Origin of the sequence: Actinospica durhamensis (assembly GCF_018139695.1) — a bacterium.
GTDB classification, from domain to species: domain Bacteria; phylum Actinomycetota; class Actinomycetes; order Streptomycetales; family Catenulisporaceae; genus Actinospica; species Actinospica durhamensis.
This window is the reverse complement of sequence record NZ_JAGSOG010000225.1, coordinates 1-14,884: the sequence shown is the minus strand read 5'-3', so window position 1 is coordinate 14,884 and position 14,884 is coordinate 1. Positions and strand designations below refer to the sequence as shown.

The 14,884-nt window shown below is 72.2% G+C and carries 11 protein-coding genes and 2 pseudogenes; 8 read left to right on the top strand and 5 right to left on the bottom strand.

Annotation, left to right across the window (positions count from 1 at the left end; translation table 11 throughout):
- Both KDL01_RS30905 and KDL01_RS30900 read left to right on the top strand, forming a co-directional pair.
- Positions 1-219: pseudogene (locus KDL01_RS30905) on the top strand (hypothetical protein); the annotation flags it as partial.
- Between the two features lie 170 nt (positions 220-389).
- Positions 390-2,459, top strand: a complete 2,070-nt coding sequence (locus tag KDL01_RS30900; protein WP_212532196.1) for a phosphocholine-specific phospholipase C — start codon at positions 390-392, stop codon at positions 2,457-2,459.
- A gap of 37 nt (positions 2,460-2,496) precedes the next feature.
- Here the strand turns inward: KDL01_RS30900 and KDL01_RS30895 are convergent, their stop codons facing one another.
- Positions 2,497-3,621, bottom strand: coding sequence for an alanine racemase (locus KDL01_RS30895; protein ID WP_212532195.1), 1,125 nt, complete (start codon positions 3,619-3,621; stop codon positions 2,497-2,499).
- Between the two features lie 136 nt (positions 3,622-3,757).
- On the opposite strand from KDL01_RS30895, the gene KDL01_RS30890 reads away from it, so the two are divergent.
- Positions 3,758-4,561 carry a DUF4389 domain-containing protein gene (locus KDL01_RS30890; RefSeq protein WP_212532194.1) on the top strand — a complete coding sequence of 268 codons (804 nt, stop codon included), beginning with the start codon at positions 3,758-3,760 and terminating at the stop codon, positions 4,559-4,561.
- Positions 4,562-4,678: 117 nt separating this feature from the next.
- On the opposite strand, the gene KDL01_RS30885 is transcribed toward KDL01_RS30890, so the two are convergent.
- The gene (locus KDL01_RS30885; protein WP_212532193.1) at positions 4,679-5,578 is read right to left on the bottom strand and encodes an alpha/beta fold hydrolase; all 900 of its coding nucleotides are present in this window, start codon (positions 5,576-5,578) and stop codon (positions 4,679-4,681) included.
- Between the two features lie 113 nt (positions 5,579-5,691).
- Between KDL01_RS30885 and KDL01_RS30880 the strand changes: the two genes are divergently transcribed.
- Positions 5,692-6,792, top strand: a complete 1,101-nt coding sequence (locus tag KDL01_RS30880; protein ID WP_212532192.1) for a PP2C family protein-serine/threonine phosphatase — start codon at positions 5,692-5,694, stop codon at positions 6,790-6,792.
- 184 nt (positions 6,793-6,976) lie between these two features.
- Here the strand turns inward: KDL01_RS30880 and KDL01_RS30875 are convergent, their stop codons facing one another.
- Positions 6,977-7,903: an AurF N-oxygenase family protein gene (locus tag KDL01_RS30875; RefSeq protein ID WP_212532191.1), complete on the bottom strand. Its 927-nt coding sequence runs from the start codon at positions 7,901-7,903 to the stop codon at positions 6,977-6,979.
- A gap of 69 nt (positions 7,904-7,972) precedes the next feature.
- Between KDL01_RS30875 and KDL01_RS30870 the strand changes: the two genes are divergently transcribed.
- The 4 genes from KDL01_RS30870 to KDL01_RS30855 are packed head-to-tail and all read left to right on the top strand — an operon-like array spanning position 7,973 to position 12,509.
- Positions 7,973-8,761 (top strand): TetR/AcrR family transcriptional regulator, encoded by a 789-nt coding sequence (locus KDL01_RS30870; protein ID WP_212532190.1) that lies wholly within the window; start codon positions 7,973-7,975, stop codon positions 8,759-8,761.
- Positions 8,762-8,776: 15 nt separating this feature from the next.
- Positions 8,777-10,654, top strand: a complete 1,878-nt coding sequence (locus tag KDL01_RS30865; RefSeq protein WP_212532189.1) for a DUF4873 domain-containing protein — start codon at positions 8,777-8,779, stop codon at positions 10,652-10,654.
- Entirely contained in the window at positions 10,651-11,607 is a 957-nt protein-coding gene (locus KDL01_RS30860) for an alpha/beta fold hydrolase (protein WP_212532188.1), read from the top strand. The genes KDL01_RS30865 and KDL01_RS30860 overlap by 4 nt, the downstream gene beginning before the upstream one ends.
- The gene (locus KDL01_RS30855; protein ID WP_212532187.1) at positions 11,604-12,509 is read left to right on the top strand and encodes an SDR family oxidoreductase; all 906 of its coding nucleotides are present in this window, start codon (positions 11,604-11,606) and stop codon (positions 12,507-12,509) included. The genes KDL01_RS30860 and KDL01_RS30855 overlap by 4 nt, the downstream gene beginning before the upstream one ends.
- A 12-nt stretch (positions 12,510-12,521) precedes the next feature.
- On the opposite strand, the gene KDL01_RS30850 is transcribed toward KDL01_RS30855, so the two are convergent.
- Together KDL01_RS30850 and KDL01_RS30845 are read right to left on the bottom strand one after the other, a co-directional pair.
- Entirely contained in the window at positions 12,522-13,922 is a 1,401-nt protein-coding gene (locus KDL01_RS30850) for a family 2B encapsulin nanocompartment shell protein (RefSeq protein WP_212532186.1), read from the bottom strand.
- 161 nt (positions 13,923-14,083) lie between these two features.
- Positions 14,084-14,884, bottom strand: a pseudogene (locus KDL01_RS30845) (hypothetical protein); the annotation flags it as partial.

Genomic DNA, 14,884 nt, shown 5'->3' with positions numbered 1-14,884 from the left:
GGGTACGCCGCCGCCCAGGTGCCGGCCCAGGCCAGGCCGCCGCTGGCGCCCCTGGCCGCGCCGTCCGGGCAGGCGCTGGCGCCGCCGCTGCCGCCGCCGGGGCCGGCCGAGCGGCGGCCGGAGCCGCCCGCCGGCGTGTGGGTCCCCTCGGTCCCGGCCCAGGCCGCGCCGCCAGCCTCGCAGGGCCCTGACCCCGCCGGGGGCGAATCCGAGAGCTGACGGGAGCCGGGCGGCGCGGCGCCAGAGTTCACCGGCGCTTCACGGCCACGTCACGGTTCTTGTATGGACAAGTTGCGGATGGCGAGGAAGGTTACGGCGTGCACCCGCCCGCGGGCGGTGCCGCGCCCGCCACCGCCGGCGCGTGGACCGACGAAAGGCCTACCCACGCCATGTCCCCGATCTCCCGGCGCTCCCTGATCGGCACCGCCGCGGCCGTCGGCACCGGAGCCGCGCTCGGCGCCGTCCCGCTGCGCGCCGCCACGGCCCAGGCCGCGACCACCGGCACCATCGCCGACGTCAAGCACGTGGTGATCCTGATGCAGGAGAACCGCAGCTTCGACCACTACTTCGGCACCCTGCAGGGCGTGCGCGGCTTCGGCGACCGCGCCGCGATCCAGATCCCCGGCGGCTACTCCGTGTTCGACCAGCCCAACGGCAGCAGCCGGCAGTACCCGTGGAACCTGAGCAACGGATCAGGGAACATCGTCGCCTCCGCCGAGACCCTCGCCCAGTGCGACGGCTCCCTCGACCACGGCTGGAGCACCCAGCACGAGGCCTGGGACGGCGGCAAGATGGACGACTGGATCTCGGCCAAGGGCTCCAACCGCACCATGGGCTACCTCACCCGCGGCGACGTGCCGTTCCACTACGGCCTGGCCGACGCGTACACCATCTGCGACGCCTACCACTGCTCGATCCTGAGCGCCACGGGCCCGAACCGCACCTACCTGTGGAGCGGGATGATCGATCCCAACGGCACCGCGGGCGGTCCGGCCTACGACGGCGGCTCCGAGTCGGGCCTGGGCTGGCAGACCTACGCCGAGACGCTGCAGGACGCCGGGGTGAGCTGGAAGGTCTACCAGGTCGCCAGCGACAACTTCGGCGACAACGCCCTGGCCTACTTCAGCCAGTTCGCCAACGCCGCCAGCGGCACCCCGCTCTACCTCAACGGGATGAGCTCGGTCTCCACCAGCGCCGGGTCCACCCCGCTCGACATCGCCGCCGCGATCAAGAACGACGTGGTCAACGGGACGCTGCCGCAGGTGTCCTGGGTGGTGGCCAACCAGCAGTGCTCCGAGCACCCGGACGCCCCGCCGGAGGACGGCGCGCAGTTCGTCAACGAGGTGCTCCAGGCGCTCGCCGCCGACTCCACCGTGTTCAACTCCACCGTGCTCTTCCTCAACTACGACGAGAACGACGGGTTCTTCGACCACGTGCCCCCGCCGGTCCCGCCGGCCGGCACCGCGAACGAGTTCATCCAGAGCGGCACCCCGATCGGCCTCGGCTACCGCGTGCCGATGATCATCGCCTCGCCGTGGACCCGCGGCGGCTACGTGGACTCGCAGACCTACGACCACACCTCGGTGATCCGCTTCCTGGAGACCTGGACCAACGCCCTCGGTACCCCGGCCGTGTGCCCGAACATCAGCGCCTGGCGACGGGAGGTGTGCGGCGACCTGACCGGCGCGTTCAACTTCGCCAGTCCCGTCTACGGCTTGCCCACGACGCTGCCCGCGACCACCTCGACGATCAGTCAGACGCTGTGCGACATCGAGCTCAACCCGTCCGCCAAGACCAACGCGCTGCCCGCGCAGGAGTCCGGCACCCGCTCGGCCCGCGCCCTGCCCTACCAGCCCGACGGGTACGTCTCCTCGCTCCAGTTCGGCTCGAACGGGCAGATCCTGCTCTGGCTCAAGATGGCGAACGAGGGCGTGCAGGCCACCTCGGCGGCCACCTTCGCCGTCTACGCCAACGCCGACCGCAGCGGCGGACCCTGGCAGTACACCGTCCCGGCGTACTCGGCGTCCACCGGCGACGGGGTGGTGACCGACTACTTCAACATCGGCACCGGATACGGCGCCGGCGCCTACGACCTGACCATGACCGGACCCAACCGCTTCCTGCGCCGCTTCGTCGGCAACGCCACCACGGCCGGCCAGTACGCCGAGGTCACCAGCCACTACGCGCCCTCGACCAACCTGGGCGAGCAGTCGATCTGGTTCACCATGACCAACACCGGCACCGCCGCGGTCACCTTCACCATCACCTCGACCCAGTACCGCACCGACGGGCCGTGGACCTACTCGGTGGCGGCCGGCGCGAGCGTGTCCGACTACTTCAACCAGGTCGCCTACTGCAACGGCTGGTACGACTTCACCGTCACCGTCAGCAGCGACGCGTCCTGGTCGCGCCGCTTCACCGGCCACATCGAGACCGGCGCGGTCAGCGTGACCGGCTGACCCGACGGCTCCGGCCGGGGCCCGCGCCGGCCCCGGCTCAGCGGTTGGCGCCGCGCGCGGCCACCGGCCAGCGGTGCACCGGGCGTCCGTCCTGAACCACGTACAGCTCGTCGGCCAGGTTGACGGTGTTGCACACGTGGTTCGGGACGAGGGCCACCCGGTCGCCGTGGCGCGGCGGCCGCGCGCCCGCGGGCAGGCGGACCACGGCGTGGTGCTCGGAGAGCTGGGCGATCACAGCGCCCGGATACCCGGGCACCAGGCCGAAGCCCTCGGCCCAGGCGTTGCCGTCGGCGCCGAGCGTCTTGCTGCCCGCGTCGAGCACGAACCGGTCCGGCCCGGGCACGCTCACCACCGTCGCCAGCGCGCTCAGCGCGACGTCCTCGAGCGTGCAGGAGCCGAGCGCGACCTGCATCGCGTCGTTGAACACGTAGACGCCGGGGCGCAGCTCGTTGATGACCCCGTCCTCGCGCAGCCCCGCGGTCGGGGTGGAGCCGCCGCTGATCACGGCCGGCTCGATGCCCTTGGCCCGCAGCGACTCCGCCGCCTCGGCCAGCGCCTTCTCCTGGTCCTGCGCGGCGTGTCTGCGCACCTGGCCCGGGCCGGAGTCCGCGTCGCGGGCCATGCCGTGGCCGGGGAAGGTGAACACGCCCTCCACATCGAGGCCAAGCCCGCGCACGGCCGAGGCCAGCGCGCCCGCGTCACCAGGGGCCACGCCGGTGCGGTGGTGGCCGCTGTCGATCTCGATCACCACGCGCGCGCCGGTGCCCACGAGCCGGGCCGCGTTCTCGGCCGAGTCCACGCCCACGCTCAGCGGCAGGTTGGCGGCCAGCGCAGCCACCCGCGCCCGCTTGTCCTCGTCGAGCCAGAGCGGATAGGCGATGAACAGGTCCCGGGCCCCGGACGCCGCGAACACCTCGGCCTCCCCGATCGTGGCCACCGTCAGCCCCACCGCGCCCGCGGCCAGCTGGCGCTCGGCGATCTGCGGGCACCTGTGCGTCTTGGCGTGCGGACGCAGCGCGAACCCGCCCTGTGCCGCGAACGCCGCCATCCGGCCGATGTTGCGGTCAAGCACGTCGAGGTCGACGACGAGGGCGGGGGTCGGGACGGCCTCGAGCGAGGTGGGGACGGCGGCGTCGGCGGCTTCGGGCGGTGTGGCGGACATGGAGTGCTCCTCGTCGGCGGGTGATCTCCGGCTCGGCCAGTGTGGCAAGTCGCGAGCGGGCGCGCCAGCGCCGTGCGGGTCACCCGTTCGTCCGGACCGGGATGCCGGGCCCGGCAACGCATGTGACGGTCGGTAAGTGGAATTCCTCCCGGTACTCGACGTCTTCCCGCCGGAGCGGCAGCGGCGCTGGACCGTGCTGCTGCGCCTGCTGCTGCTCATCCCGCAGTTCTTCACGCTCTGGGTACTCGGGGTGGTGGCCGCGCTCGCGGTGATCCTCGGCTGGTTCGCCGCGCTCGTGCTCGGCCGGCTCCCGGTGTTCGCCGCGGGGTATCTGACGAGCTATCTGGGCTACGCGGTCAGGGTCGGGGGCTACGCCATGCTGCTGGTCGACCGGTACCCGCCGTTCGCGCTGGACGCGCCGGACTATCCGGTGCGGGCGGAGTTCCAGCCCGGGCCGCTGAACCGCTGGGCGGTGTTCTTCCGGGTGATCCTGGTGATTCCGGCGGCCATCGTGCAGGCCGTGGTCTACGGCGGCTGGGCCGTGTGCGCGTTCTTCTTCTGGGTCATCGTGCTCGTGCTCGGCCGCACGCCGGTGCCGATCTTCCAAGCGTCGGCCTCGGTGCTGCGCTACGGACTGCGGGTGCAGGCGTACCTGTACATGGTCAGCTCCGCCTATCCCAAGCGGCTGCTGGGCGACCGGCCGAACCGCGACTACGACCCGGCCTGGGGCGCCGCCTCGGCGACGCGTCCGCTGGTGCTGGTCTCCGCGGCGCAGTGGCTGCTGGTGCTGTTCATCTTCTTCGGCGTGGCCGGCGAGGTGATCTCCAGCGGCGGCGACTGGTCGGACAACGGCACGACGATGTACGGAGCCAGGCCGGCCTCGGTGTCCACCCCGGCGTCCGTCCCGCCCTCGCCGCTGGTGTCGGTGAGGACTCCGTGACCTGAGTGACCGTTGCATCCATGGCCCGGGCACGCGATAGTGGTGCCCGTCGGGCGGCGGGATCCATGAGGACCGCCGCCCGGCGAGGTGTACGGCGGCCTTCTCGGCCGACCGGCCCTATGCCGCGGTGCGGCCCGCGGGTGCCTCCACGTCAGCGATGAAGGTCCTGATCAGCTCGGCGGTTCGGGGGGCGGAGCCGGTGAGCGCGCCCCAATGCCCGCACGGCAACGTATGGCGTCGCAGGTCCGGTACCCAGCGCTCCAGGTCCTCGGCCAGCGCGGGGCTGACGAAGCGGTCCGCCAGTGGGCTGATCAGCTGCACCGGCACCCGTGCGTAGCGTGGCTCGGGGCGCAGCATACGGGTCAGCATGTTGGCGCGGTACAGCTCGATGCCGCGCACGGCGTCGGCCACCAGCGTGGGCGCCGGGTGGTCCGGCCGCGGCTCGATGCCCTCGGCGCGCCGCAGCAGCCCGCCCCACCGCGTGCCGAGCCAGCGCCGCCACAGCAGCGGCGCGAGCAGGGGCAGGTGGAAGGCGTAGACGTACCAGGACTTCGCCCCCTGCCGCAGCAGCGCGGCCGCCCGGCGCGGGCTCGGGCGGCGGATCCGCTCGCGCAGCCAGTACCCGGTGTGGTCGAGGCAGGGGCCTGAAATCGAGGTGAACGAGGCGATCCGGCCCGCCGCGCGGGGGTCGGTGACGGCGTGCCAGGCTTGAATCGATCCCCAGTCGTGCGCGACGAGATGGACCGGCGCGTCCGGGCTCACCGCGTCGGCCACCGCGAACAGGTCCTCGGCCAGGTGCTCGAGCCGGTAGCCGGCCCGACGCGCCGGCGCCTGGGAGGCACCGGCTCCGCGCACGTCGTAGCGCACGACCCGCAGGTCGGAGGCCAGTTCCGCGTGGATCAACGCCCAGACGGCATGCGTGTCCGGATATCCGTGCACGAGCAGCACCACCGGGCCGGAACCGTCCGGCTCCGGGTACACGGCCAGCCGCAGCCCGCCGGAGACGACCTCGGTCATCTCATCACCTTTCGACTAAAGCCACTGCTCTGTGGCCAACCGGAACAATCCCGAGCCAATCCGGCTCAGGGACGTTGCGAGCGCGAAGCCCTACCCATACGGTTCTCCTCAGGATGAGCAGTCAGTTCTCGGCGGACTCCGCGCGTTCCGCGCATTCCGGCCCGGTCATGCGCGTGCTGCCCTATGCCCTGATCGTGGTCATCATCGCGGCCGACCTGGCCTCTCCGCGCTCCGTCGGCTTCTCCCCGACGCTCTCGGTGCCCCCGGCCCTCGCCGCCCTGATCGCCCCGCCGCGCCAGATCAGGCCGCTGCTGGTGGGCGGGATCTGCGTGGTGACGGCCACGCTGCTGGGCCTGCTGGCGGAGAACGTCATCGCGGTGGAGTTGGCCGCCGAACTGCTGGCGACCGCCATGGTGACGCTGGTCAGCTGGGTGGCCGTCAGATCCGCGCAGCTGCAGCAGCGCACGCTCACCACGGTCCGCACCGTGGCCGAGGCGGCGCAGCAGGTGCTGCTGCGGGCCCTGCCCAGCGACCTCGTCTCGGTGCGCTCCGCGGTGCGCTACGTGGCCGCGGCGGCCGAGGCGCGCATCGGCGGGGACCTGTACGAGGTGATGACCACCAAGTTCGGCGACCGGCTGATCATCGGGGACGTGCGCGGCAAGGGGCTGCCCGCGGTGGAGGCGGCGGCCGACGTGCTCGGCGTCTTCCGCGAGGCGGCCCATCAGGAGGGCGACCTGTCCGCCATCGCGCTGCGGATGCACGCGAGCCTGGGCCGCCGCACCGCCGCCGACGCCGAGGAGTTCGTCACCGCGGTGCTGGTCTCGGTGCCGCCGGGCAGCGCCCAGGCCGAGATCGTCAACTGCGGGCATCCGGCGCCGCTGCTGCTGCACCACGGCGTGGTCACCCCGCTCGATCCGCCCGAGCCGAGCCCGCCGCTCGGCCTGCTCAACCTGAGCGCGGACTCCGTGCCGGTCTACAAGGTCGACTTCGAACCCGGCGACCACATCCTGCTCTACACAGACGGCATCACCGAGGCCCGGGACGAGGAAGGGGCCTTCTACCGGCTGGAGCAGGACAAGGGCTGGACCGTGTACCAGAACCCGGATCCGATGCTCGACCACGTGCTGCGCGCCGTGCGCGCCCACGCCGGTCCGCGGCTGAGCGACGACATCGCGCTGCTCGCGGTCAAGCGCCTGCCCGACCCCGAGCTCTGATCCGGCCATCGCCCGCCCTCCGCGGTCCTCTCTCCCGCCTCCGCGCCCTCTCCGCACCACCTCCGTGCCGCCTCCGCGCCGTCCGATTCGGGTGGAATGAGCGCGATGTTCCACGTGGAACTTTATGCGCCGAGTTCGTATATGCATGCGCGACCGGCCTCCGTGAAGGACTCCCGCGGCACGGCTACCGCAGCAGGTACGAGGACTTCCACCAGTGCCGGCCCGGCCGCCCGATCAGCCCCTGCTCGTCGAACACGGCGACCAGCTTCTCCCCGGCCCAGCGCAGGGTGCGCTGGTAGTGCGGGTTGGCCAGCGCGATCCGCCGGGTCTTGCGCGGGTCGAGCCCGACCGAGCGGTAGACCTCGGGATTGATCAGACTGCGGCTGATGATGAAGGCGATGTGCGCCAGCAGCATGCGTTGCAGCGGCCTGAGCCACCGCGGCGTGGCGGCCACCGAGCGGGCCAGCTCCTCGCGGGCGAAGCTGATGTGCCTGGCCTCCTCCATGATGTGGATCCGGTTGACCATCCGCATCAGCGGCTGGATCTCCTCGGACTCCACCATCTCCCGCTGCAGCCGGTCCGGGATCTCCTCGCCGAGCAGCGTCGCACCCCAGATCACCTCGTTGTGCGCGAGGAAGGGCAGCAGCCGGCCGAGCCGGTGGATATGCGGCCCCACCCGGTAGGCGGGGGCGTCCATCCGCATGATCATCCGGGCGAACATGGTCGAGTGCCGGCACTCCTCGGCGATCTCGGCCAGCGCGTACTGGATCCGCGGGCTGGTGGGATCGCCGTCGTAGGCCAGTTTCGCCAGCATCCTGATGAGGATGTGCTCGAACCACAGGCCCACGCCGGCCACGCTGGCCGCCTCGTGCCGGGCCAGGGTCAGCCGCTGATCCCCGGTCAGCTCCTCCCAGATCTTCGTGCCGTAGAGCGAGCAGCGCTCCAGCTTCATGAACGGCGCGCCCTCCACCAGCGGCGCGCTCCAGTCGATGTCGAGATCCGGGTCGTAGTTCCGGGCGGCGGTGGACCGCAGCAGCCGCTCCGCGGTGCGTTCGCGGTCCGGCTCGGCCGGCTGTTCTGGGGTACGGCTCTCCACCGTGTTCGTCGTCATCGACGGCCTCCGGCTCGTGCGAAGTGTATATGACTTGAAGTAACAGTTACTTCTGGTAGCGTGCTCACCGTGAACGCAGCTGTCAAGGGCACGCCGAAGGAACCAGGCTCCGGCGACGCGCGCAAGGACCGGTGGAGCGCCCACCGCGCCGCCCGCCGGACCGAGTTCGTCCGCGCCGCCCTGCGCGTGCTCGAACAGCAGGGCCCTGATGTGACGATGGACGCGGTCGCGGCCGAGGCCGGGGTGACCAAACCGGTGCTCTACCGCTACTTCGCGGACAAGACCGCGCTGGTCGCCGCGCTCGGCGAGTACGGCACCGAGATGCTCTTCGACCGGCTGATGCCGGCCATCGCGGCCGATCTGCCGGCCCTGAGCCGGGTGCGCGGCGCGGTCGGGGCCTACTTCGAGGTCGTCGGCGAGAACCCGAACCTGTACTGGCTCATCGCCCGGCACACCGCCGGCGAGGTCCCGCTCGAGTCCGACCCGTTCCAGCGCAACAAGGAACTGATCGCGGACGCGCTGACCGCGCTGTTCGGCGACTACCTGCGGCACTACGGGCTCGACTCCGGCGGCGCCGAGCCGTGGGCGCACGGGATCACCGGCCTGGTGCAGTCCACCGCCGAATGGTGGCTGCACCGGCGCTCGATGAGCCGCGTGCACGTGGTCGAATACACCACCCGGCTGATCTACGCCGCGCTCGCCGGCGTGCTGCCCGAGCGCGTCCTGGACGAGGAGCTCGAGCTCGGCAGCTCCCGGTTCGCGCAGAGCGTGCAGGACTCGCACCGCGCGAACCACGCGCACAACCCTCCGGAGGGGACGCGACCGGCGCCCTCCTTGAAGCTGGTGTCAGGGGAGTAGAAAGGGGCAGGCCGCGTGACGGACTTCGACGACGAAGACGGTTATCAAGGCACTGCGGTACTGGAGATCGGCGGGCACCGTTACGAGGTGCGGGTCGACCTGCGCGGATACTTCCAGCCGATCGACGGCCGCTACCACTGGTACGGCCGGATCGCGCCGGAGGCCGAACTGGCCGGCTCGCTCGCCGCCGGGCGGACCAAGGGCACGCTCAGCACGTCGCACGGCTCCGCGCCCGCCGAGGTCGGCGACCCCGACCCGTGGGGACGCTTCCGGGTCGAGGGCGTCTCGACCCCGCCGTTCCGCACCGTCTTCACCGAGGACCGCGCCGCGGCCCTGCCCCCGCGCCCGGACGAGCGCGCGCAGGAGGTCACCGAGGGCGGCCTGCCCCGGCACGTGCGCGTCGCCGTCATCGGCGCGGGCTTCGGCGGCCTCGGCGCCGGGATCAGGTTCCTGGACGCCGGGATCCGCGACTTCGCCATCCTGGAGCGCGGCGACGCGGTCGGCGGCACCTGGCGCGACAACACCTATCCCGGCTGCGCCTGCGACGTCCCCTCGCACCTGTACTCCTTCTCCTTCGCGCCCAACCCGCGCTGGTCGCGCAGCTTCTCCGGCCAGCCCGAGATCCGCGCCTACCTCGAGGACGTGGCCGACCGCCCCGGCCTGCGCGCACGGCTGTTCTTCAACGCCGCCGTCACCGGCGCGGTCTGGCAGGAGGCCGACGCACGCTGGCGGATCAGCACCGCGCGCGGCGAGCTGACCGCCGACGTGCTCGTCTCCGCGGGCGGCCCGCTCTCCGAACCGTCCACCCCCGACATACCCGGGCTCGACGCGTTCCCCGGCGCCGTCTTCCACTCCGCCCGCTGGGACCACGAGACCGACCTGGCCGGCAAGCGGATCGCCGTCATCGGCACCGGCGCCTCGGCCATCCAGCTCGTCCCGCAGTTGCAGCGCACCGCCGCGAAGCTGATCCTGTTCCAGCGCACGCCCGCGTGGGTCATGCCGCGCCGGGACCGCAGGATCACCGGCCTGGAGAAGTGGCTCTACGCGCACGTCCCACCCACCCAGCGGCTGGCCCGGCTCGGCATCTACCTCAGCCGCGAGGCCACCGTGGTCGGCTTCGTCAAGCGCCCGGCGATCCTCAAGGCCGCCCAGCGGGTCGCCCTGCACCACCTCGGCCGCGCGGTCAAGGACCCCGAACTGCGGGCCAAGCTGACGCCGCGTTACGTGATGGGCTGCAAGCGGGTGCTGCTGTCCAACGACTACTATCCCGCGCTCGCCCGGCCCAACGCCGAGGTCGTCGCGGCCGGCCTGGCCGGGGTCGAGGGCAGCACCCTGATCGGCTCCGACGGCACCCGGCACGAGGTGGACGCGATCGTGTTCGCCACCGGCTTCCACACCGTGGACATGCCGATGGCCCGGCAGGTCTGGGGCGTGGGCGGCCGGTCGCTGGCCGAGGTCTGGGGCGGGGACATGCGGGCCCTGCGCGGCACCACCGTGGCCGGATTCCCCAACCTCTGCTTCGTCATCGGCCCCAACACCGGCCTCGGCCACAACTCCATGGTGCACATCATCGAGTCGCAGCTGTCCTACATCGTCGACTTCGTGCGCGCCGTCGGCCGGCCCGGCGCCGCCCTCGACGCCGACCAGCGCGCCCAGGACGCCTGGTGCGAGGAGGTCGAGCGGCGGATGGGCCCGACCGTCTGGAACACCGGCGGCTGCAAGAGCTGGTACCTCAACGACGCCGGGCGCAACCCCACCCTCTGGCCCGCCTCGACCGTCCGGTTCCGCCGGCTCACCCGCCGCGTCGACGCCGGCGAGTACGTCCGCAGCGACGCCGTGCCCGACCCCGCCGCCTCCCTGGCCCTGACCACGAACGGAGCCGACCACCGGTGACCAGCCTCGAACTCTTCGCCCCGCCGGTGCCCGAGGCCCGGCTGCGCGTACCCTCCGCCGACGGCACCGTGCTGCACGTCGAGGTGCACGGCCCGGACGGAGTGCCCACCGTCGTGCTCATCCACGGCTGGACCTGCAACACCTCGTTCTGGGCGCCGGTCATCAGGGCCCTGCGCGAGGGCGCGCCTGGACTGCGCGTGGTCGCCTACGACCAGCGCGGCCACGGCGCCAGCGAGGCGCCCGGCAAGGGCCGCTACAGCGTGCCGATCCTGGTCGAGGACCTCACCGCGGTACTCGAGGCCACCTTGGCCGCGGGGGAGCAGGTGGTACTGGCCGGGCACAGCATGGGCGCGATGACGATCATGGCGGCCGGCGGCTCGCCGGACATACTCTCCCGCGTCGGCGGCGCCGTGCTGTGCTCGACCGGCTTCCGGCACCTGCCCGGATCCTCCAGCGTCTTCCCCGGATTCGGCCGGCTGCCGCGCGCCAACAAGGCCGTGCACCGGCTGCTGCTGAGCTCCGCGCTGCCGATCGGCCCGGTCACCCCGGTGTCCCGGGCCATGCTCACCCACACCGCGCTCGGCCCCAAGACCGACAAGGGGCTGCGCCAGGTCAATGCCCGGATGATCGCCGCGTGCCCGCCCAGGCCGCGCGCCGCCTGGGGCCGGGTGCTGAGCGAACTCGACGTCAGTTCCCAGGTGACCGGGCTGGACGTGCCCACCTCCGTGGTGTTCGGCACCAAGGACCGGCTCACCCCCGCCGGCGCCCACGCCCAGGCCATAGCCGCGGCCCTGCCCCGGTTCGAGGGCATGACCACGCTGCCCGGTCTCGGCCACATGACGCCGATGGAGGCCCCTGACACCGTCGTGGGACTGATCAGGCAACGGGTGGCCGCGATGGACGAACTGGGCGCCGCACCCGTGGCGAGCGAGACGAAGGAGGCACGGCCGTGAGCGCGAACACCCTGACCGGCAAGACCGCCCTGATCACCGGAGCAGCCCGCGGCATCGGCGCCTCGCTCGCGCTGAGCCTCGTCGCGCGCGGCGTCAACGTGGCCCTGGTCGGCCTCGAACCCGAGGTCCTGGTGGCGACCGCGAAGGCCTGCGCCGAGCGGGCCACCGCCGGAGCCCAGGCCCAGGCCTGGGAGGCCGACGTCACCGACCGCGCCCGGATGGCCGAGGTGGTCGAGCAGGTGCGCGAGCGGTTCGGCGCCGTGGACATCGCCGTGGCCAACGCCGGAATCGCGATCGGGGGACCGTTCGCGCAGAGCGACCCGGAGATGTTCGACCGGGTCGTCGAGGTCAACCTGTTCGGCTCCATCGCCACCGCCCGCGCCGTGCTGCCCGCCCTGATCGCCTCGCGCGGCTACCTGCTGCAGATCGCCTCGCTGGCCGCGATGACCCCGACCCCGCTGATGGCCGCGTACTGCACCAGCAAGTCAGGGGTCGAGGCCTTCGCGCACAGCCTGCGCAGCGAGCTCGCCCCGGACGGCGTCGACGTCGGCGTGGCCTACCTGTCGTGGACGGACACGGACATGGTGCGCGGCGCGGACCAGGACCGGGTGCTGGCCGAGATGCGCTCCCGGCTGCCCTGGCCCGCGAACCGCACCGGCAAGCTCGAGCCCGCCGTGGAGCGGCTGACGGCGGGCATCCGGCGCCGGTCCGCGCACGTGTACGGCCAGCCCTGGGTGCGCACCATGCAGTGGTGGCCGCGGGGATTCCTGCCCGCCGTCATCGCGTTGCGCGGCGGCCACGAGGTCAAGCGGCTCGCCCCGCGTCTGGCCGCCACCGCCGGCGAGCGCACGGACCCGGTGGGCCCGGGAGGCTTGGCCGGTGCCCGCAAAGCCGTCGAATAGAAGGGCTGTGTCTCAGCGCCCGAGCTCGACGTTCTCGAGCAGTCCGAGCGCGTCGGGAACGAGCACCGCGGCCGAATAGTACGTCGACACCAGGTAGGACATGATCGCGGTGGTGTCGATGCCCATGAACCGCACATTGAGTCCGGGTTCCACCTCGTCGGGCAACGCCGTCGGCGCGAGGCCGACCACGCCCTGGTCCTGCTCCCCGGTGCGCAGGGCCAGGACGGTCGAGGTGTTCCCGCCGGTGATCGGGATCTTGTCGCAGGGCAGCAGCGGCACGCCGCGCCAGCCGGCCACCCCGTGCCCGTCGAGGTCCACCGCCTGCGGATAGATCCCGCGCCGGGTGCACTCCCGGCCGAACGCGGCGATCACCTTGGGATGCGCGAACAGCACCCGCGTGCTGCGGCGCATGCTGAGCAGGTCGTCGAAGTCGTCCGGGGTCGGCGGGCCCGAACGGGTGCTGATGCGCTGGCCGTAGTCCGCGTTGGCCAGCAGCCCGAACTCGGGGTTGTTGACGACCTCGTTCTCCTGCCGCTCGCGCAGCGCCTCGACGGTCAGCCGCAGCTGCTGCTCGACCTGGTTCATCGGGTCGTTGTAGAGGTCGGCCACCCGCGAGTGCACGCGCAGCACGGTCTGGGCGACGCTGAGCCCGTACTCGCGCGGGGCGAGTTCGTAGTCCGCGAAGGTCGAGGGCAGGTCCGGTTCGCCGCTGTGCCCGGCCGCGAGCGCGATCTCCGCCTCGCCCTTGCGGTTGACCGGCTTGGCACCGCGGGTCCGGTGCGCGTCGAGGGAGGCGCGCAGCGGATCAGAGCGCACCGAAAGCTCCCGGAAGGACGCGACCGGCAGCGCGAGCAGCACGCCCGAGGTCACCCCGCGCAGCGTCCCGGACCAGGTGGCGTCGGACCGGGTGAGCACCTCGTCGCCGATGTGGTCGCCGTCGGCGTACCCGCGGGCCAGGGACTGCCCGCCGTACTTGGCGCCCGCGAGCTCGTCCACCCTGCCGTGGACCACCAGCAGCACCTGGTCGATCGGACTCGCGCCCACGACCAGCACCTGTCCGGCCTCGAACGCGTGCCGGGTGAAGCGTCCGGCGAGCTCGGCCAGCACCCCCTCGTCCTCGATGGCGGCGAACGCCGGGATCTCCCGCAGCGTCGGTGCCAGCACCTTGACGTCGGCGCCGGTCTGGACGAACGCCACCCGGCCTCGCCCGGCCGCGTGCGTCAGGCGCCGGTTGACCCGGTAGGTGCCGCCGGACACGGGCACCCACGGCAGCTGCCTGAGCAGCCAGCGCGAGGTGATGCCCTGCATCTGCGGCACGGTCTTGGTGGTGGTGGCGAGATTGCGCGCCGCCGCCGTGCTCAGGCTCTGCCGGCTCTCCTGTGCCGCCGGTGCGGCTCCCACGTCGATCGTCATGCTGCCGGGCCCCTTTCGGGAGGGATGTGGCCTCGGATTCGATCACAGCAGAGCGCGGGGGCGCGGCGACAGGGCGCGAGCGCGCATGATCGGGAACGTTTCCGGCAGCAGGTGGATCCCGGTTCATCCGATAGGGAGCGGCCCGGGATCTTGTCGGCGGACTACTCGTAGGTGTAGCTGTAGTCGAAGTCCACCGCGGTGCAACTCCCGGTGATCCCGACGGCGGTCAGCGACGGCGAGTACGAGCCCTGCGTGCGATACGTGTGCGTATCGACGTACAGCGCGGACGCTGGCCCACCGGGCACGACGACGGTCGAACTGGTCCCGTCCCCCCACACCAGCTTGTACGTGAACGTGCAGGCCGAGGTGTCGTCGAGATTCCACTGATAGATCGCCAGGGTCGGGTTCGTACTCGAACACGAGGTGGTGAACGGCCCCTCCAGCGAACACTCCACCCCCACACTCGCCGACGCCGCCGCGCTCGTGTGCACGCTCACGGGCGCGGCCGACGTCGCGGCAGACGTCCGCGCGCTCGACGCCCCCGGAGCGGCGGAGGTCTGCGACGCGTGGCCGGCCGCGGATGCCGAGGTTGCCGCGGATGCCGAGGATGCAGATGAGGATGTGGGCCTGGTCGTGGACGTTGCCGCACTCGGGCGGGCCGGGAACTGCGAGGTCGCGGAGATCGTTTGAGTCGGTAGTGAGGATGTGCCGAGTCCGCCGGTACCGCCCGCGCCGCCGTTCGCCGAAGCCTGGCCGTTACTGGTCCAGATGCTCAGCAGCACGCCCACCGTGGTGCCGACCACGATGAGCGGCGCGAGCACGAGCAGCAGCAGCCTGCGCGGGCGGCCGCGGTCGACGGTCGGGGCGGTGGTCGGGTCGGTAGGGTCTTCGGGCGTTGACTCGAACGGCGATGCGGAGAAGGAGGGCGGCGGAATCAGGACGGGTGTCGGGGATTGAGGATC

Coding starts and splice junctions, on each gene's coding strand:
- KDL01_RS30900 (WP_212532196.1), top strand. CDS start 390: ATGTCCCCGATCTCCCGGCGCTCCCTGATCGGCACCGCCGCGGCCGTC.
- KDL01_RS30895 (WP_212532195.1), bottom strand. CDS start 3,621: ATGTCCGCCACACCGCCCGAAGCCGCCGACGCCGCCGTCCCCACCTCG.
- KDL01_RS30885 (WP_212532193.1), bottom strand. CDS start 5,578: ATGACCGAGGTCGTCTCCGGCGGGCTGCGGCTGGCCGTGTACCCGGAG.
- KDL01_RS30880 (WP_212532192.1), top strand. CDS start 5,692: ATGAGCAGTCAGTTCTCGGCGGACTCCGCGCGTTCCGCGCATTCCGGC.
- KDL01_RS30875 (WP_212532191.1), bottom strand. CDS start 7,903: ATGACGACGAACACGGTGGAGAGCCGTACCCCAGAACAGCCGGCCGAG.
- KDL01_RS30850 (WP_212532186.1), bottom strand. CDS start 13,922: ATGACGATCGACGTGGGAGCCGCACCGGCGGCACAGGAGAGCCGGCAG.